Annotated in this window: 14 protein-coding genes and 1 pseudogene; 8 read left to right on the forward strand and 7 right to left on the reverse strand. The window is 64.7% G+C overall.

Annotated elements, in window-relative coordinates; translation table 11 throughout:
• Window positions 1–21: 21 nt before the first annotated feature.
• The 4 genes from AXW67_RS35365 to AXW67_RS35380 all read right to left on the reverse strand — a co-directional run bounded on the left by AXW67_RS35365 (window position 22) and on the right by AXW67_RS35380 (window position 6960).
• Window positions 22–2085 (reverse strand): hypothetical protein, encoded by a 2064-nt coding sequence (locus AXW67_RS35365; protein WP_063681626.1) that lies wholly within the window; start codon window positions 2083–2085, stop codon window positions 22–24.
• A gap of 128 nt (window positions 2086–2213) precedes the next feature.
• Window positions 2214–5021: a DUF4159 domain-containing protein gene (locus tag AXW67_RS35370; RefSeq protein WP_063681627.1), complete on the reverse strand. Its 2808-nt coding sequence runs from the start codon at window positions 5019–5021 to the stop codon at window positions 2214–2216.
• On the reverse strand, window positions 5018–5962 hold the full coding sequence (locus AXW67_RS35375; protein ID WP_063681628.1) for a DUF58 domain-containing protein: 945 nt from the start codon (window positions 5960–5962) through the stop codon (window positions 5018–5020). Before AXW67_RS35375 ends, AXW67_RS35370 begins: the two co-directional genes overlap by 4 nt.
• Window positions 5962–6960, reverse strand: coding sequence for an AAA family ATPase (locus AXW67_RS35380; RefSeq protein WP_063681629.1), 999 nt, complete (start codon window positions 6958–6960; stop codon window positions 5962–5964). The genes AXW67_RS35375 and AXW67_RS35380 overlap by 1 nt, the downstream gene beginning before the upstream one ends.
• A gap of 249 nt (window positions 6961–7209) precedes the next feature.
• On the opposite strand from AXW67_RS35380, the gene AXW67_RS35385 reads away from it, so the two are divergent.
• From AXW67_RS35385 to AXW67_RS44910, 5 genes and pseudogenes are all read left to right on the forward strand, one after another.
• The gene (locus AXW67_RS35385; RefSeq protein ID WP_063681630.1) at window positions 7210–7821 is read left to right on the forward strand and encodes a DUF1285 domain-containing protein; all 612 of its coding nucleotides are present in this window, start codon (window positions 7210–7212) and stop codon (window positions 7819–7821) included.
• Window positions 7818–8489 (forward strand): CoA pyrophosphatase, encoded by a 672-nt coding sequence (locus AXW67_RS35390; protein ID WP_063681631.1) that lies wholly within the window; start codon window positions 7818–7820, stop codon window positions 8487–8489. The genes AXW67_RS35385 and AXW67_RS35390 overlap by 4 nt, the downstream gene beginning before the upstream one ends.
• Window positions 8486–8749 carry a DUF6111 family protein gene (locus tag AXW67_RS35395; RefSeq protein ID WP_027552985.1) on the forward strand — a complete coding sequence of 88 codons (264 nt, stop codon included), beginning with the start codon at window positions 8486–8488 and terminating at the stop codon, window positions 8747–8749. Before AXW67_RS35390 ends, AXW67_RS35395 begins: the two co-directional genes overlap by 4 nt.
• A gap of 10 nt (window positions 8750–8759) precedes the next feature.
• Window positions 8760–10016 carry a CCA tRNA nucleotidyltransferase gene (locus AXW67_RS35400; RefSeq protein WP_063681632.1) on the forward strand — a complete coding sequence of 419 codons (1257 nt, stop codon included), beginning with the start codon at window positions 8760–8762 and terminating at the stop codon, window positions 10014–10016.
• Window positions 10013–10090 (forward strand): annotated as a pseudogene (locus AXW67_RS44910) (sulfite exporter TauE/SafE family protein); the annotation flags it as partial. The gene AXW67_RS35400 and the pseudogene AXW67_RS44910, both read left to right, overlap by 4 nt.
• 37 nt (window positions 10091–10127) lie before the next feature.
• On the opposite strand, the gene AXW67_RS35405 reads toward AXW67_RS44910, so the two are convergent.
• Window positions 10128–11027 (reverse strand): AraC family transcriptional regulator, encoded by a 900-nt coding sequence (locus tag AXW67_RS35405; RefSeq protein ID WP_063681633.1) that lies wholly within the window; start codon window positions 11025–11027, stop codon window positions 10128–10130.
• 361 nt (window positions 11028–11388) lie between these two features.
• Here AXW67_RS35405 and AXW67_RS35410 point away from each other — a divergent pair, with 361 nt between their 5' ends.
• Together AXW67_RS35410 and AXW67_RS35415 are read left to right on the forward strand one after the other, a co-directional pair.
• On the forward strand, window positions 11389–12291 hold the full coding sequence (locus AXW67_RS35410; protein ID WP_145928091.1) for an outer membrane protein: 903 nt from the start codon (window positions 11389–11391) through the stop codon (window positions 12289–12291).
• Window positions 12292–12461: 170 nt separating this feature from the next.
• Window positions 12462–13232: a sulfite exporter TauE/SafE family protein gene (locus AXW67_RS35415; protein ID WP_063681635.1), complete on the forward strand. Its 771-nt coding sequence runs from the start codon at window positions 12462–12464 to the stop codon at window positions 13230–13232.
• A 66-nt stretch (window positions 13233–13298) separates the two neighbouring features.
• Here the strand turns inward: AXW67_RS35415 and AXW67_RS41195 are convergent, their stop codons facing one another.
• Window positions 13299–13769 (reverse strand): hypothetical protein, encoded by a 471-nt coding sequence (locus AXW67_RS41195; RefSeq protein WP_082908144.1) that lies wholly within the window; start codon window positions 13767–13769, stop codon window positions 13299–13301.
• Between the two features lie 308 nt (window positions 13770–14077).
• Between AXW67_RS41195 and AXW67_RS35420 the strand changes: the two genes are divergently transcribed.
• On the forward strand, window positions 14078–15070 hold the full coding sequence (locus AXW67_RS35420) for an ABC transporter substrate-binding protein (RefSeq protein WP_063681636.1): 993 nt from the start codon (window positions 14078–14080) through the stop codon (window positions 15068–15070).
• Window positions 15071–15183: 113 nt separating this feature from the next.
• Here AXW67_RS35420 and AXW67_RS35425 read toward each other — a convergent pair whose 3' ends face one another.
• Window positions 15184–16536, reverse strand: coding sequence for an IS1182 family transposase (locus AXW67_RS35425; RefSeq protein ID WP_063678360.1), 1353 nt, complete (start codon window positions 16534–16536; stop codon window positions 15184–15186).
• Window positions 16537–16615: the final 79 nt, after the last annotated feature.

Genomic DNA, 16615 nt, shown 5'->3' on the forward strand with positions numbered 1-16615 from the left:
TATGGCATCGCGCTTGAGAGATCAGCGTCCTTCGCGGACCCAGGTCGCGGCGAATGCGCCGAGCAGCAGCAGGAGCCCGATCAGGCCGGCGAAGATCGGCAGCACGCCGACGCCCTTCACCACGCTGGCGTCGCGCATCCTGACGCCCATCCAGCCGTCGCCACTGAAGACGCTCGACGACCGCACCGGCACGATGCGGGGCAGCTCGACGCTGGAGCCGTCGACCACGCGCACGGCGTTGCCGCCGGTCGCCTGCGTCAGCGGCTTCAAGGTCTCGGTGGTGGAGGTGACTTCCGAAAACTCCTTGGGATTGGTCGGGCCGACATTGATCAACGCCTTCAGCGTGCCGTCGGTCGCCTGCCACAGGCCGAGCTCGTTGGCCGGCAGGCTGGCGCGCCATTCGCCGGGCTCGCCGGCGCTTAAGGTGAGATCGTGGCTGACGCCGGAGGGCGAGGTGACGGTGACCGGCTGGACGCTGTCCGACATGGTCTGGCGCACCACCACGAGATCCTTGCCCTGCACCTGCAGGCGCAGCGCTTCCTCGTCGAGGTCGGGCTGCTTCATCAGCCAGTGCGACATCCGCCGCAGCAGATCGAGATGCGGGCCGCCGCCTTCATAGCCGCGCGCCCATAGCCAGATGTGATCGGACAGCAGCAGCGCGACGCGGCCCTCGCCGAAGCGCGACAGGAACAACAGCGGCTTGCCGTCGACGCCCGTCATCACCGGCGGGTTGACTGCATTGCGTGTGTCGACGGTGCGGAAGAACCGGCTCCAATGCGGCGGCTCGCTGGCGGAGCCTTCCAGTCCGCGTGTGACCGGGTGGCGTTTGCCGATGTCGGACAGATGCGCATAGAACGGCTTCTCGGTCACGCCGACCGGCTCGGCCGGCAGCACCGAATCCAGCGGCGTGCGCCAGATGCTGGTGTTCGAGGCGTAATCGGGGCCGGCCGAAACCAGCACCGCGCCACCCGAGCGCACATAGCGCGCGATGTTGTCGAAATAGGCGATCGGCAGCACGCCCTGGCGGGCATAGCGGTCGAAGATGATCAGCTGAAATTCGTTGATCTTCTGCTGGAACAATTCGCGGGTCGGAAACGCGATCAGCGACAATTCGTTGATCGGCGTGCCGTCCTGCTTCTCCGGCGGCCGGAGAATGGTGAAGTGCACGAGATCGACGCTGGCGTCGGATTTGAGCAGGTTGCGCCAGGTGCGCTCGCCGGAATGCGGCTCGCCGGAGACCAGCAGCACGCGCAGCTTGTCGCGCACGCCGTCGATGGCGACGACGGCGCGGTTGTTCACCGGGGTCAGCTCCCGCTCCAGCGGCGAGGCCTCGATCTCGACGATGTTCGGCCCGGCATGCTTGATGTCGACGTCGACGCTCGCGCTCTGGCCGCTCGACAGCGTGCGTTCGTTGATGACCTCGCCGTCCCTGCGGATCGTGACCTTGGCGCGCTCGCCGCTGACGCCCTGATCGTCGAGGCGGTAGGTGATGGTCTGGATCTGGCCGACAATACCGAAGCGCGGCGCCGCCGTGATCGCGATGCGGCGATCGCGCTCGTCCTTCTGCCCGGTGACCAGCGCATGCACCGGCGCCTGGAAGCCGAGCGCGGCTGAATTGGCCGGGATGTCGTGGACCCGGCCGTCGGTGATCAGGAACGCGCCGGCAACGCGGTCGACCGGAACGTCCGCGAGCGCCGAGGCGAGGGCGCCGAACAGGCGAGTGCCGTCGGTTTCGCCGTCGGCCTGTCCGGCTTCGACGACGCGGACTTCGAGGCCCTTGATCTTCTTCAGGCTGTCGACCAGCGATTGCTGCGCCTGCGCGGCCTCGCTGGTGCGATTGCCGAAATTCTGGCTCGGGCTCTTGTCGACGACGACGGCCGCAACCGAGGTGAGGGGATCGCGGTCCTCGCGCGTGAAGGAGGGGTTGGCGAGCGCCAGCAGGAACAGCGCCAGCGCGGCGACGCGCACGGCCGCACCGCGGGCGCGCGCGAGCAGCAGGATGGCCGCGATCACCACGATCGCGGCAAGCGCGACCCACAGCACGATCGCAGGGACAAGCGGCGTAAACGCGATGCCGTAGTTCATATGACAAACCTATCCGCATCGTCATGCCCGGGCTTGTCCCGGGCATCCACGTCCTCCGTGCCGTGCGGCAAGGCGTGGATGGNCCATGACGGCTTCATTTTGGCGGGTGTCCAGTTTCAATGCCCGCATCATTGCCCCAGCCGCTCGATCAGGGCCGGCGCGTGCACCTGGTCGGCCTTGTAGTTGCCGGTCAGCGTGTACATCACGATGTTGACGCCGGCGCGGAAGGCGAATTCGCGCTGGCGCGGCTCGCCCGGCGAGAGCGGCAGCATCGGCTGGCCGTCGGGACGGATCGCCCAGGCTCCCGCAAGATCGTTCGAGGTGATGATAATCGGCGAGACGCCGTCGCCGCCGCGCGCGGGCCGCTGCGCGCTCTCCTCGTCGTCCTCGCGCGGCAGCGTCTCAACCCAGGTCTGGCCCGAGTTGAAGCGCCCGGGGAAGTCGCGCAACAGGTAGAAGGTCTTGGTCAGCACGTGCTCGCGTGGTACCGGCTCGAGCTCGGGCACGTCGAGCGAGGACAGGATCTCGCGCAGCGCCTGCATGCCCGGCGTCTGCGACGCGCCGTTCTCGCCGGGGGGCGCCTCGACCGCGTCACGGGTGTCGAAGATCACCGTCCCGCCCTGCTTCATATAGGCGTCGATCTTGTTGATCGCGTCCTGCGGCGGCTTCGGCGCACCCGGCACGATCGGCCAGTAGATCAGCGGGAAGAAGGCGAGCTCGTCGCGCGCCGGATCGACACCGACGGGATCGCCGGCCTCGAGCGCGGTGCGCTGCGCCAGGAACAGCGTCAAGCCGCCCATGCCGGCCTTGACGATGGAATCGACGTCGGCATTGCCGGTGACGACATAGGCAAGGCGGGTCTGCGATACCGCCTTCATCGCGAACTCGTCCGAGGCGCTGTCGGCGCGCGTCGGAGCGGGCGAGAAGAGGCCTGCGAAGAGGAGGCCGATCGCGAGCACGGCCGTCGCGGCGCGCCGGCGCAGCAGCGCGGCGAGGCTGCCGCCGAGCAGCGCAACGATGAGAGCGTCGATCAGGAACAGCGCGAGTGCCGACGACAGCAGCCATCCGCGCAAGTCCCGCGGCTCGGCATTGGTGTAGGTGGCGTGCCGGGCACGCAGGCTCGCCGTGTTGAGTGGCGCGATGCGGTCGGCGGCAGCAAGTGTGTTCACGGCGAGCGGTCCTTCGGCGGGGCCATAGAAGCCGGGCGGATGGTCCGGCGTGGCGCGGTCGCGATAGTCCGCGGGCAGAGGCTTTGCGGTCGCCGGCGGCGGGCCAAAGGCGCCGAAGCCGTCGAGGATGTGCAGCGGCGCCACCGTCTCGCTGCTCGCCTCGCCGGCAACTCCGGGGCCCGGCTTCGATGTGTAGCCGGACATGTCGACGATCCGTCGGAGCATTTCGACGAAGGTGCCGGACATCGGCAGGTCCGACCAGCGCATATCCGCACTGACGTGGAACAGGCTGACCAGGCCCTTGCCGCGATGCTCGCCGGTCACCAGCGGCGTGCCGTCTTCGAGCGAGGCCCAGCTCTTGGTCGCGAGCACCGCATCAGGCTCGGCCAGAACCTGGCGGCTCACGGTGACGTCCTTCGGGACGGCAACGCCGGCAAATGGTCCGTCGCCTGCGAAGGCTGCGAGATGCTGCGGCTTCTCCCAGGTCAGGCTGCCGCCCAGCGTTCGGCCGCCCTTGCGCAGCTTGACCGGGACGAGATCGTCCTCGGCCTGCGCGAGCCGCGGACCTGCAAACCGCACCAGCACGCCGCCCTGGTCGAGCCAGGCGTTGAGACGCTCGCGCAATTCAGGCGCGATGGTGCCGACATCGGCCAGGATGATCATCGGCAGCTTCTGGTCGAGGAACTGGGTGATGCCCTGCTGCGGCGAGCCCTTGTCGGCCAGCCGAACGTCGGCGAACGGCGCCAGCGCGCGGGTCAGATAGAAGGTCGGCGCCAGCAGCGGCTGTGCAGTCTCGCTGGTCGCGCCCGAGACGATGCCGATGGCACGGCGACGCCAGCGCTTGTCCAAGAGTTGCACTGCGCCGGCGGAACGCTCGCCGGAGATTTCGAGCCGGGTGATGTCGTTGCGCAGCTCGACCGGCAAGTCGAACGCGGCTTCAGTCTCCTTGTCCTGCGGGCTGAACGTGTAGCGCGCTTCGCCGATCGGCGAGCCCTTCTGGTCCAGCGCTCGAACAGTGCCGGCGGCGATGCCGCTGTCGGTGCGCAGCACCTTCACCGTCATCTTGGCCGCCGCATTCTCCGCCGCCACGAGCGCCAGCGGTGAGGACGTGCCGCCCTCGAACACGGTCAAGCTGCGGTCTCCGATCGTCTTGCTGAGGCCTTGCAGGAATTCCTCGCCGCGTCCGGTGTCGACGCCGTCCGACAGCCAGGCGATCTCACAGTCGCCGGTCGCCTTGAGGAAGCGGTCGACCGCGGTCAGGGTTTCGACGCGCTCGATCGAATAGGGCTTTGGCGCGAGCTGCCGCAGCGCAACGCGCGCGGCGCCGGCCGGCATCAGGGTGATGTCGCGGTTCGGCTCCGACAGCGGCACCAGCGCGATGGCGCGGCGGTCGTTGTCGGCATTCGCGATCAGCTCATCGGCGGCCCTGATCCGGGTCTCCCAGTTCGAGGCGGCGCTCCAGCCGTCGTCTAACATGATCATCAGCGGCGCCTTGCTGCCGGCGATCCCGGTTTGCGGGTTCCAGATCGGGCCGGCGGCGGCGAAGATCACCAGCGCCGCGGCCAAGAGGCGCAGCGCGGTCAGCCACCATGGCGTTCGCGACGGCGTCTCTTCCCTGGGCGCGATGTCGAACAACAGGCGCGTCGGCGGAAACTCGATGCGGCGCGGCCGCGGCGGCATGACGCGCAGCAGCCACCACAGCATCGGCAGGCTGACGAGCCCGATCAGGAGCAGCGGTTCGGTGAAAGCGAGGGGCAATCCCATCATGCGGCCGGCCCTGCCTTGATCGTGCTGGTGCGCGCGCCCGACTTGCTCACCTGCATGCCGGCATGCAGGAAGAGCAGCAGTTCGGCGGCCGAGCGGTCGGTCGCATGCGTCGTGAACAGCCAGTCGAGCTTGTTGGTCTCGGCGCGGATCTGATCGCGATGCAGCGCCAGCCGCGCGGTGTAATCCTGCGCCCAGCTTTCGGCGCGGCCGGCGGTTATCACGCCAAAACCTTCGGGCTCGACGAATTCGACACGGCCGGAATAAGGGAAGGTCTCTTCCGCGGGATCGACGATCTGCACCAGCGTGCCATGCGCGCCGGAGCCGGACAGCCCGGCAAGCATGGTCCTGATCTCGGCGATCGGCGACCAGAAATCGGACAGCACGACGGTCTCGGCGAGTGCCGATGGAATGAAGGACGGCGGCAGGCTCGGGCGTTCGGCATCGTCATGCAGCATCGCTTGCGCCATCTTGTCGATCACGCTGCGGCTCGCGGTCGGCGCCATCAGGCCGGGAATGCCGATGCGCTCGCCACCGGCGACCAGCAGCTCGGCCAGCGCAAAGGCCACGATCAGCGTGCGTTCGAGCTTGGACTCACGCGCCTGCTTCGAGGCGAACGCCATCGACGGCGAGCGGTCGGGCCAGATCCAGACCGTGTGCGCGGCCTCCCATTCCTGCTCGCGGACATAGAGATGGTCGTCGCGCGCCGAGCGCCGCCAGTCGACATTCTGCGCCGGCTCGCCGGAGACGAAGCGGCGGTACTGCCAGAAGCTTTCGCCGGAGCCGGCGCGGCGACGGCCATGCAGGCCGTGGATGACGTTGGCGGCGATGCGGCGGGCTTCCAGCACCAGGCGCGGCAGCGATGCGGCGAGCGTGCGGCTTTCGCCATCGGCACGTCGGATCGCTATCGTCTCCTTCGCTGTGTGCCCGTTATCTGCGGCCATCAACCAATCCGTGTCTTCAATTGCCGGATCACGTCCGGAATCGTGCGCCCTTCGGCGCGCGCCTGGAAGGTCAGTGCCATGCGGTGCTTGAGCACAGGCTCGGCGAGGTCGAGCACGTCGTCGATCGAGGGCGCGAGACGTCCGTCGATCAGCGCGCGGGCGCGCACCGCGAGCATCAAGGATTGGCTGGCGCGCGGACCCGGTCCCCAGGCGATGAATTTGCCGGCCTCGCCGCTCTCCGGCCCCGGCCGGGCCGAGCGCACCAGCGACAGGATCGCTTCCACCACGGAATCGCCGACCGGCAGGCGGCGCACCAGCCGCTGCGCGGTGATCAGCGCGTCCGCCGTCATCGCGCCCTTCGCCAGCGTTTCGTCCGCGCCGGTGGTCTCGAATAGGATGCGCCGTTCGGCGTCACGATCGGGATAGTCGACGTCGATCTCCATCAGGAAGCGGTCGAGCTGCGCCTCGGGCAGCGGATAGGTACCTTCCTGCTCCAGAGGGTTCTGCGTCGCGAGCACGTGGAACGGCTTCGGCAGATCGTGGCGTGCTCCGGCAACGGTGATGTGCTGCTCCTGCATTGCCTGCAGCAGCGCCGATTGCGTACGCGGGCTGGCGCGGTTGATCTCGTCGGCCATCAGGAGCTGCGCGAACACGGGACCCGCGATGAAACGGAACGAGCGCTTGCCGGCGGTGCTCTCGTCCAGCACTTCGGCGCCGAGAATGTCCGACGGCATCAGGTCGGGCGTGAACTGGATGCGCTTGGCATCGAGGCCGAGCGTGACGCCGAGCGTCTCCACCAGCTTGGTCTTGGCAAGGCCCGGCACGCCGATCAGGAGCGCGTGGCCGCCGGAGAGGATCGTGACCAGCGTGTTCTCGATCACGCGATCCTGGCCGAAGATGACGGTCGCGATCGCGTCTTTCGCCGCGCGAATCTCGCTCGACACCTGCTCGGCCGAACGGACGATCCCGTCCTCGAGTTTCTCGACACTTTCCGCCATCCGTCAGCTCCTTGAACCTGCCATGCGGCTCGCTTGCGTCGTCATGCCATGACATGGGCCCCATGCTAGACTCGCAGGGAAGACCATGTATTCGTTGAATTAACCTATCCCCACCTTATCGGCTTCGAGGTATGTACGGCATCACGAAGTGGCGACCTCCCATACCGGACTAATCCGGGGTGGAACCGCGCACCCACGTACAACGTAGACCTGCACCAAACGTGCCAAATGACAGAGTCAGGGCAAACCATGGCGAAGCAAGGGCAGAGCGCCGATCGTGGTCTCGAGGGGCTGACCGCCGCGGCCAAAAGTGCTGCCAGCACGCAAGGCGCCCAAAAAGGGCTGCCGCCCGTGCATCTCTGGAATCCGCCGTTCTGCGGCGATCTCGATATTCGAATCGCCGCAGATGGTACATGGTACTATATGGGCACGCCGATCGGACGGCCTGCGCTCGTCCGTCTGTTCTCGACGATCCTGAAGCGCGAGGATGGCAAGCATTTCCTCGTCACGCCGGTGGAGAAGGTCGGTATCCGCGTCGACGATGCACCGTTCATGGCGGTCGAGATGCAGAAGGACGGCGACGACAACCATCGCGTGCTGCACTTTCGCACCAATGTCGAGGATTGGGTCACCTGCGATGCCGCGCACCGGCTCCGTTTCGAACAGGCTGACGACGGCGGGCTGACACCCTATCTGCATGTGCGTGCCGATCTCTGGGCCAAGGTCACCCGCGCGCTCTACTACGATCTGGTTGACATGGGCGAGGAGCGGATGGTCGATGGCCAGCCGATGTTCGGCGTCGAGTCGGCCGGCGAATTCTTCGCCATGGCCGACGCGGAGCAGGTGAGGGCCGCGCTTTGAACAAGCCTATCCTGAAGAATGAGCCCGTCGCGACCAGTGCGGCGGATTTCTTTGCCCGCTCCAGGGCGCGCCTCGGTTTCGACGTTCCGCCCGGCCTCTACGATCCGAACATCATTCCGGCCTCCGGTGATCCCGGTACCGACAAGATGCTCGAGATCATCGCGCGCGAGCAGCCGGTGCGGCCGGCCGCGGTGCTGATCGCGGTGGTCGACCGCCCCGAGCCGACCGTGCTGCTGACACAGCGTTCGGCGAATCTCAACGACCACGCCGGACAGATCGCTTTTCCCGGCGGCAAGATCGACGCGATGGACGCCTCCCCGCTCGATGCGGCGCTGCGCGAGGCCGAGGAAGAGGTCGGACTGTCGCGCGGCTTCGTCGAGCCGATCGGCTATCTCGACCTCTACGGCACCGGCTTCGGTTTCCGCATCCTGCCGACGGTCGCCAAGGTGCGGCCGGGCTTTGAGCTCACCATCAACCATTCCGAGGTTGATGATGCGTTCGAGGTGCCGCTATCCTTCCTGATGAACCCGGCGAACCACCAGCTGCACAGCAAGGAATTCCGCGGCATGGAGCGGTTTTACTACGCAATGCCGTTCGCGGAACGCTACATCTGGGGTGCGACGGCCGGAATGCTGCGTGTGCTTTATGAGCGGATTTACTCGTCATGATCCGGCCGGCGCTGACCGAGATCGGAATCTTCCTCATTCCCTTCGCCGTCTATGCGCTTTTCCTGGTTGCCACCCGCTCCGGCCTGTTCGTGCAGTCGTCCTGGCAGATCTACACTATTGCTCGCCTTGCGCTGGTGGCGGTCGTCCTGGTGATCGCGGGCCTGATCGGGCTTGCGCATTTCTCCGGCGCCGCACCGGATTCGACCTACGTTCCCGCCCACGTCGAGCATGGCAAGCTCGTGCCCGGCGTGGAGAAATAGGGGCCAAAGCATGAGCGCGGAGCCGTTACTTGCCGAAGCGCCCTGGCTGACCTCCGGCGGGACCGCGCGCGTCCTGCAACTGCTCAACGCCAATGGCGAGGAAGCGCGCGTGGTCGGCGGCGCCGTGCGCAATGCGCTGCTCGGCCTGGTACCGGGCGACATCGACATCGCGACCACGGCGCTGCCGGAGGAGGTGATGCGGCGGGCCAAGAGCGCCGGCATCAAGAGCGTCCCGACCGGCGTTGACCACGGCACCGTCACGCTCGTCATCGACGGGCATCCCTACGAGATCACGACGCTGCGCGAGGACACCGAGACGTTCGGCCGCAAGGCCAAGGTCGCCTTCGGCCGCGACTGGGTGAGGGACGCCGAGCGGCGCGACTTCACCATGAACGGATTATCGGTCGATGCGCGCGGCGTCGTGCACGACTATGTCGGCGGGCTCGCCGACGTTGCCGCGCGCCGCGTGCGCTTCATCGGCGATCCCGACCGGCGCATCGCCGAGGATTATTTGCGCATCCTGCGCTTCTTCCGCATTCATGCCGCCTTCGGCGCCGGCGATCCCGACCGCGACGGCTATCTCGCCTGCATCCGTGGCCGCGCTGGCCTTGCGAGCCTTTCGGCCGAGCGCGTGCGCATGGAGATGCTGAAGCTGCTGCTGGCGGGCGGCGCATCCGCGGCGACCGGTGCAATGGCCGAGAGCGGCTTGCTGCAATCCCTGATCGGCGGCGTCGCTTATACCGGGCCACTGTCGGCGATGATCGCGATCGAGGCCGCGCTCGGTCTGCCGGCGAGTGCGACCCGGCGCCTCGCCGCACTGACGGTGGCCGTGACCGAGGATGCGAAGCGCCTCGCCGCGCGCTTGAGGCTCTCCAATGCAGAAGCCAAGGCGCTGGATTCGATGGGGCATCGCTGGTGGCGTTTTGCCGCCAAGGACGAGGCCCACGCGCGGCGGCTGCTCTACCGGCTGGGTGCGGAGCGCTATCACGATCGCGTGTTGCTGGCCTGGTCGAGAGACGGCGGCGACGTAACGTCGTCGCGCTGGCGCGAGCTTGCCGAACTGCCGCAGCACTGGACTGCGCCGAAATTCCCGCTCAAGGCGGCCGACTTCATCGCGCGTGGCCTCGCCGAAGGACCGGCGCTCGGGCATGTGCTCACGCTCGCCGAGGACGCTTGGCTTGCGGCCGATTTTCCCCTAGACGAGGCGGCGCTCGCCTCCATCGCAGATCAAGCTGCGGCACGCGTCAGCCGCGATCAGAAAACGTGACCATCGTCTCAGGCTTCGCCGACATCTCGATCCTTCAGCTACTGCTGGTCGCGTTGATGGCGTTGTTTTCTAACGAGAAAACGTCGGGCCAGTGTCCGACTGAAAATCCAATCATGCATCGCTGTGGTTCGCTCCCATTCGATATTGCGTCGGTGAGCAGCCGAGGCGACCGCGAAAGCGGCGATTGAAGTAAGTCACTTCATTGAAGCCGCAGGCAAAGGCGATGTCACTCACCTTCGTGTCGTCGTAGCGAACGTCCGACAGCATTGCCCGCGCCTTCTGCAGGCGCAGTTCAAGTACGCGCTCCGAGAATGTCGCGCCGCTTTCGAGCAGCAAATCGCTCACATAGCGACGCGACAAATTGAGAGCATCCGCGATGGTCGTGATCGACAGAGACGGCTCGGCGAAGCGCTTCTCGATGATCGCGATCAGCTCGCGCTGCCGCGCGGCGCGCAAGCCGCGTTCCGCCGCAATCTCCGCGACTTCGCCGCGCGCGCCGAGCGCCAACACGATCAAATCTCCGAGCATGGCCTCCGCGCGGCGCGCCAACCCCTGATCTTCGCAGACCTCATCAGCATCAAGAAGAAAATTGATGGTGCGCTCGAGATGCCGTACCGCCGGATTGGCCGGGTCGAGAAACATTGCCGAACGATTACCGGCATGCGGAACGAGTTTCAGAATTTGCGCACGAGGTATGGATGCCAAATTCCAAGCCGTGAGGCCATCCGTAAAGCTCGAAACCGGTTGGGCGACGTTGAAGGCGACGACACTTCCCTGTTTCAGCTCTAAGTCCTGGTTTCCTACCGTCCATAGCTGCGGCTGGGGGCTGCGATAATAGCCGACAAGAATATCGTCGCGATCATTGGCCACGTGCTTGCGCGTGCGCACGTAGTGCCCCGTCGTCGTGGCAAACCGGCTGACGCTCAACTCGCCAAGCAGAACATTTCTCGACGCGGTATAGAATGGCTTGTCCTCGGCGTGCTTCATGTCCGCGTTGCCGAGCTGTTCCATCCATATGTCGTGCCAGAGGCGGAATCGGGCCCTGTCATTCAGGTGTGATGGAAGCTGGTCCGATGAAAACTCTATCTTCGGCATATCCGTCCATGATCCTCGCGCGCCGGTTCCCATTCGTATCATGACCGCCACCCGAAAGGCATCTACCCACCTTTCCACCGAAGTGATGCAAAAGCGGGCCGTTGTGCATCCCAGGTCAAGTCCAGCGCCGGATAGGTCAAGTCTGCGGCTGCCGACCGTTGCGCCGAAACCACGTTTACCGGCAATCCTATTGCCGTACCGTTTCGATCAATCCCAGCACCCTCGCGGACAAGACGACCTGAGCGCGACTCGGTAATCATTCCGAACGACGGACTTATTGGGTGCATTGAACATGAGAAGATTGATCGCTGCCGGTGTTGCCGTTTCAGGCATGATGCTGTCGCCAGCATTGGCTGCCGACCTGCCGGTGAAGGTAAAGCCGGTCCCCGTCTACAACTGGACCGGATGGTACGGTGGCGTGAATGCAGGCTACGGCTGGCAAGACAAGAACGCGGCGGCTTACACCGGCGATTCCCTTGCCGATCCGGTGACAGGCCAAGGCCGCGGTGCGGGCACCGTGTTCACCGATGATCTGGCGATAAGTTCGCTGCAAGCGGGCGCAGACGCGACCAATCCGACCTACCGGCAATCTCCTCGCGCGTCCGGCTTCACCGGTGGCGGACAGATCGGCTACAACTGGCAGATCGAGCGCAACTGGGTCGCGGGTTTCGAAGCCGACCTGCAATACGCCAACAGCAAGGGCGATGCGTTGTTTAAGGCGCCCGATGAGGGCGGCGTCACCCTCTCGGCCGCCTCTTCCCATCAACTCGACTGGTTCGGCACCCTGCGCGGCCGGATCGGCTACCTGTTGAACGACCGCCTGCTCGCTTTCGGCACGGGCGGCCTCGCCTATGGTGGAACGAAGGGACAGGCTGCCATCTCGATCATTGGTCCGTTGGGCTGGAACATCGGATTCGTTACACAGATTCTCTGTCCTGGCTTCACGACCTGCCTCGCGGGCTCCTCGTCACAGACCTCAGTCGGCTGGACAGCCGGTGGCGGCCTTGAATATGCGGTGCTCCCGCACGTCACTATCAAGGCCGAATACCTGCACATCGACCTCGGCGACCAGAACGTGAAGCTGACCGTGCAGAGCCCGGCCACCGGCAATGGTTTCGTCAATGTCAAGTTCAGCAACGCTTACGACATCGCTCGTATGGGGATGAACCTCCGGTTTTGACAGGGCGACCGAAAAGCGGCTCTCCGTCCGGCGACAGGCTTCTTGAAGGAATGCCAGGCATAGCCGCTCGCCGAGGACGCTTGGCTTGCGGCGGATTTTCCACTAGACGATGCGGCGCTCGCCTCCATCGCAGATCAAGCTGCGGCACGCGTCAGCCGCGATCAGAAAACGTGACCATCGTCTCAGGCTTCGCCGACATCTCGATCCTTCAGCTTGTGCTGGTCGCGTTGATGGCGTTGTTTGCTTCGATCATCGGAGGTCTTGCCGGCTACGGCACCGGCGCGCTGATGCCGCTGGTGCTGGTGCCGCTGGTCGGTGCCGAGCCCGTAGTGCCGATCATCGCGATCTCGGCGATCTTCACCAATCTCAGCCGCGCCGTTGCCTATGTCCGCTATGCCGATCGCCGCCGCGCACTGATCGTGCTCGCCTGCGCGGCAGTGACGACCGCGCTGGGCGCCTACGGCTATACGCGCCTCACCAATGCCGGCGCAGCGCTCGTGATCGGCACCATGCTGATCCTGAGCGTGCCGCTGCGCCGCGTGCTCCGCCGCCGCCAGGTCAAGATTGGCGACAGCGGCCTTGCGGCCGGCTCGGTCGGCTATGGCGTGCTGGTCGGCGGCACCTCGGGCTCCGGCGTGATCCTGCTCTCGCTGTTGATGGCTGCGGGCCTCGAAGGCGCTGCCGTGATCGCGACCGATGCGATGATCTCGCTCGGCACCGGCCTCATCAAGATCTCGGTGTTCGGCCTCGCCGGCGCCGTGACCGCGCAGGTGCTCGCCTTTGCCCTGCTGATCGGCGGAATGGCAGTGCCTGGGGCATTCCTCGCCAAAGCCTTCGTCGAGCGGATGCCGGTGCATATTCACGCCGCGATCCTCGATGTCGCCGTGATCACCGGCGGCTTGGTGATGATTTCGGCGGCGGCCAGGCAGTTCGTCGCGTAGATGACTCGCCACAGCCGACCGCGAACACAGATTGTTCGACTCCGATCAGCCATGCTCACGGGCCCCTCAGATTTCGCAGCCGGTTGAATTCAAAGCCTTACGTAAGCCACCAAACGCCTTGAGCCGACAGGGCTCGGTATCGCTGGCGGCCTTTGGACGCTCGGCAATGGCAGTCCGCCTGATAACGGTTGCCTTTGGCTTCGACTTGGACCGTGCAGCGATAGTGACCTTCTTCGGATTGTGCCGATGACGGGCGATCAGCCTCGCAGGCTCTGAAGGAGCAGGACTGATGTCTTCCGGCGGAGCAATGCGTTCGTCGACCGAAGCAGTCTGTGCCGGCCCTTCGCTGCTCAGAGCGGCAACTTCAAGACGATCGGCCTTTGCCAACACGCTCTGTGACTCGGAAATGTCCGCGTTTGGACCGGCAGGGGGCTGGATGACCGCGACTGCGCTGCGCGGTGGAGCTCTGAGCTCCATTGCCGACAGCACGCCTACACACAACGGAATAAGCAGGCCCAACAACACCATTCTCAGCATGATGCGCCTCTAACCTTGAGTTAGTGCCGCTTAAAATTCTCCGCTCCAATGAGGCAACTTGTCGGCGGCTGCCGGCCCACGCACGGATCATTTGCCGACAGGGTTAACGCCGGCGATACTCTCAGACGTAGCGAGACCGCCGCTGCCGAGTCGGCTTCCGGGAGTAAACCGGACCTGGTTCAGCTCATGGCAGAAGGTCTGTTAGTGGACCCAACTCGGACATCAGTGCGAATTCTTGCTGTGATCCACATTACACTTGGAACTCAAGGCATATGCTAGGCCATGTCGCTCGGCCTGAAGGGCGACGAATGCGACGACGCAAGTTCATTGCACTTTCAGTGGGCGCGGCCGCGAGTTGGTCGTTGGCGTCGTGCACGCAGCAGGCGACGGCCACGCGTCGTGTTGCTTTCCTCCATCCATACCTCGAGAACGATAATGAAGTGCTGATCCGCGTCGTTGCGTTTCGGAAGGGTCTCGAGGCGCTCGGGTGGATCGAGAACCGCAATATTCGAATTGAGCATCGATACTCCGGCGGAGATCCGGGCCGAATCCGAGCCTACGCGACCGAGCTGGTGCAATCGGCGCCGGACGTCATCGTCGGAAGCGGGACGCCAATCACCGCAGCACTGAAAGAGGCGACCAGCACCATTCCGATCGTATTCAACCTGGTCAACGATCCGGTCGGACAGGGTTTCGTGGCCAGCCTGTCGCGGCCGGGCGGCAACATCACCGGCTTCACCTTCATCGACTTCCTGATGATCGGGAAATGGATGGAGATGATTGAGGAGATTGCTCCCGGGGTCAGACGTGTAGCGCTCATTTTCAATCCCGACACGACGCCGTTTTACCCGGCATTCCTGCAGGAGCTCGAAGCAGCCCGCACATCGCTCGCCCTCGAGCTCTCCGCATCTCCCGTGCACGACGAGGCGGAGGTTGAGGCAGCCATCACGGCGCTCGCACGCGAGCCTGGCGGCGGTCTGATCGCCGCACCGGACGCATTCATCAACAATCACCGCCGGGCGGTGATTACATTGACGGAACGACATCGACTTCCTGCGATATACGGCTTCCGGCAGTTCGTTGCGGAAGGGGCACTGATCTCCTATGGACCGAATACTGCCGACATAGTCCGACGCTCGGCTGGGTACGTCGATCGTGTCCTCAAAGGTGAAAGACCGGCGGACCTTCCGGTGCAGGCGCCGACGAAATACGAGTTAGTCATCAATCTGAAAACTGCGAAAGCGCTTGGCATTGCACCAGCTCCTGGGCTGCTCGCCCGCGCCGACGGGGTTATCCAATAGAAGTTCCTTGTTGCGATGCATGAGTCCGGGAATGGCCGATTCCGTTGAAAAAGGCGGCAGTAATCCGATGTATTGGCGCCCGCGCCGATGTAGCCGAACGGCTTTGCTGACCCTTATGCGGGCTTGAGGGTTTGCATCGGGATCAGCTTGGCCAGCTTGCGAAGGTTCTGAGCGGTGGCTGCGAGGGTGAACTCGTCGCGCGCACCGTTTGGGCCTCGTAACCGTAAACGGTCGAGCTTGAGAATGCGCTTGAGGTGCGCGAACAGCATCTCGATCTTTTTGCGGAGCCGACGCGAAGTGCGCCCCTCCCACGATCTTGCGATCTGGCGCGCCATGTCGCGAGCGCCCTCGTAGATCGAGCGCGGCACCCTCCGTGAAGCCTGCTTGGGGCAGCACTGGGACTTCAATACGCATCGATCGCAATCGCGCTTGATAGCGAGGTAAAGCATCGTGGCTCCATCGTTCACCAGCGCTCCGGTCGTGGTGAGGATCTTGCCGTCAGGACAGCGGTAGACGTCCCTTGCATGATCATAGGTGAAGTCTTCGCGCGAGAAGATCCCATCTGTGCGTGCCGACTTGTCGAACACTGTAACGTGTGGCTCGATGCCATGCTCGTAAACCAACCAGCCGAGCATCTCGGCTGAGCCATAGCCGCTGTCGCCGAGAAGCCGGTTCGGATAGAGATCGAACCGCTCCAGCGAGCGCTCAATCATGCGCTTGGCGGCCAACACCTCCGCCTGCCGGATGGCCGTGGTCGCCTCGACATCGACGATGATCGCGTTCTCGACGTCGACCAGGTAGTTCGTCGAGTAGGCGAAGAAGGCTTGGCCGCCGTGCGCCCCCGTCCAGCGCGCCGCCGGGTCGGCAGGCGACACGAACTTCGGCGTGACCTCGGTCGCTGCGCCGAAAGCGGCATCATCGAGGACAGCCAGATACTCATTGATCGCTCGGCCGGCGGCCTCCGGTGGAAGTCCCTTGTCGCCTTCGATTCCCTTCTGCCGATTGGCGTCGGCCTTGATCAGGCTCGCATCGACTGCAAATCCTTCACCGCCGACCAGCCGCTCCTCAATACAGCGGTGTAAAACGCTCTCGAAAACGCGACGGAAGAGATCGCTCTCCCGGAAGCGGCCATGCCTGTTTTTGGAGAATGTCGAATGGTCCGGCACCGCCCCTTCCAGACCCAGCCGGCAGAACCACCGGTAAGCCAAATTGAGGTGGACCTCATCGCACAGCCGCCGCTCCGATCGGATCCCGAAGCAGTAACCGACTAAGAGCATCCGGATCATCAGCTCGGGATCGATCGAAGGTCGGCCAATACTGCTATAGAAAGGCGCCAGGTCCTTCCTAATCTGTTCAAGGTCGACAAATCTATCGATCGACCGCAGCAGATGGTCGGCGGGAATATGCTTCTCGAGCGAGAATTCGTAGAACAACGCAGCCTGTTCGACTTGCCGATGTCCCATCATGATCTTCAGTCCTGCCACCTAGACAGACTGAATCACTGATCCCTCTGCGTCGCAACAGCCGCCTTTTTCAACGGAATCG

It is taken from the genome of Bradyrhizobium neotropicale, from assembly GCF_001641695.1.
GTDB classification, from domain to species: Bacteria; Pseudomonadota; Alphaproteobacteria; order Rhizobiales; family Xanthobacteraceae; genus Bradyrhizobium; species Bradyrhizobium neotropicale.

What these genes read in the sequence shown, in the direction of transcription:
- AXW67_RS35385 (WP_063681630.1), top strand. Translation starts at nt 7,210, where the DNA reads ATGGCGAAGCAAGGGCAGAGCGCCGATCGTGGTCTCGAGGGGCTGACC.
- AXW67_RS35420 (WP_063681636.1), top strand. Translation starts at nt 14,078, where the DNA reads ATGCGACGACGCAAGTTCATTGCACTTTCAGTGGGCGCGGCCGCGAGT.
- AXW67_RS35400 (WP_063681632.1), top strand. Translation starts at nt 8,760, where the DNA reads ATGAGCGCGGAGCCGTTACTTGCCGAAGCGCCCTGGCTGACCTCCGGC.
- AXW67_RS35365 (WP_063681626.1), bottom strand. Translation starts at nt 2,085, where the DNA reads ATGAACTACGGCATCGCGTTTACGCCGCTTGTCCCTGCGATCGTGCTG.
- AXW67_RS41195 (WP_082908144.1), bottom strand. Translation starts at nt 13,769, where the DNA reads ATGCTGAGAATGGTGTTGTTGGGCCTGCTTATTCCGTTGTGTGTAGGC.
- AXW67_RS35425 (WP_063678360.1), bottom strand. Translation starts at nt 16,536, where the DNA reads ATGATGGGACATCGGCAAGTCGAACAGGCTGCGTTGTTCTACGAATTC.
- AXW67_RS35380 (WP_063681629.1), bottom strand. Translation starts at nt 6,960, where the DNA reads ATGGCGGAAAGTGTCGAGAAACTCGAGGACGGGATCGTCCGTTCGGCC.
- AXW67_RS35375 (WP_063681628.1), bottom strand. Translation starts at nt 5,962, where the DNA reads ATGGCCGCAGATAACGGGCACACAGCGAAGGAGACGATAGCGATCCGA.
- AXW67_RS35370 (WP_063681627.1), bottom strand. Translation starts at nt 5,021, where the DNA reads ATGATGGGATTGCCCCTCGCTTTCACCGAACCGCTGCTCCTGATCGGG.
- AXW67_RS35405 (WP_063681633.1), bottom strand. Translation starts at nt 11,027, where the DNA reads ATGGAACAGCTCGGCAACGCGGACATGAAGCACGCCGAGGACAAGCCA.
- AXW67_RS35395 (WP_027552985.1), top strand. Translation starts at nt 8,486, where the DNA reads ATGATCCGGCCGGCGCTGACCGAGATCGGAATCTTCCTCATTCCCTTC.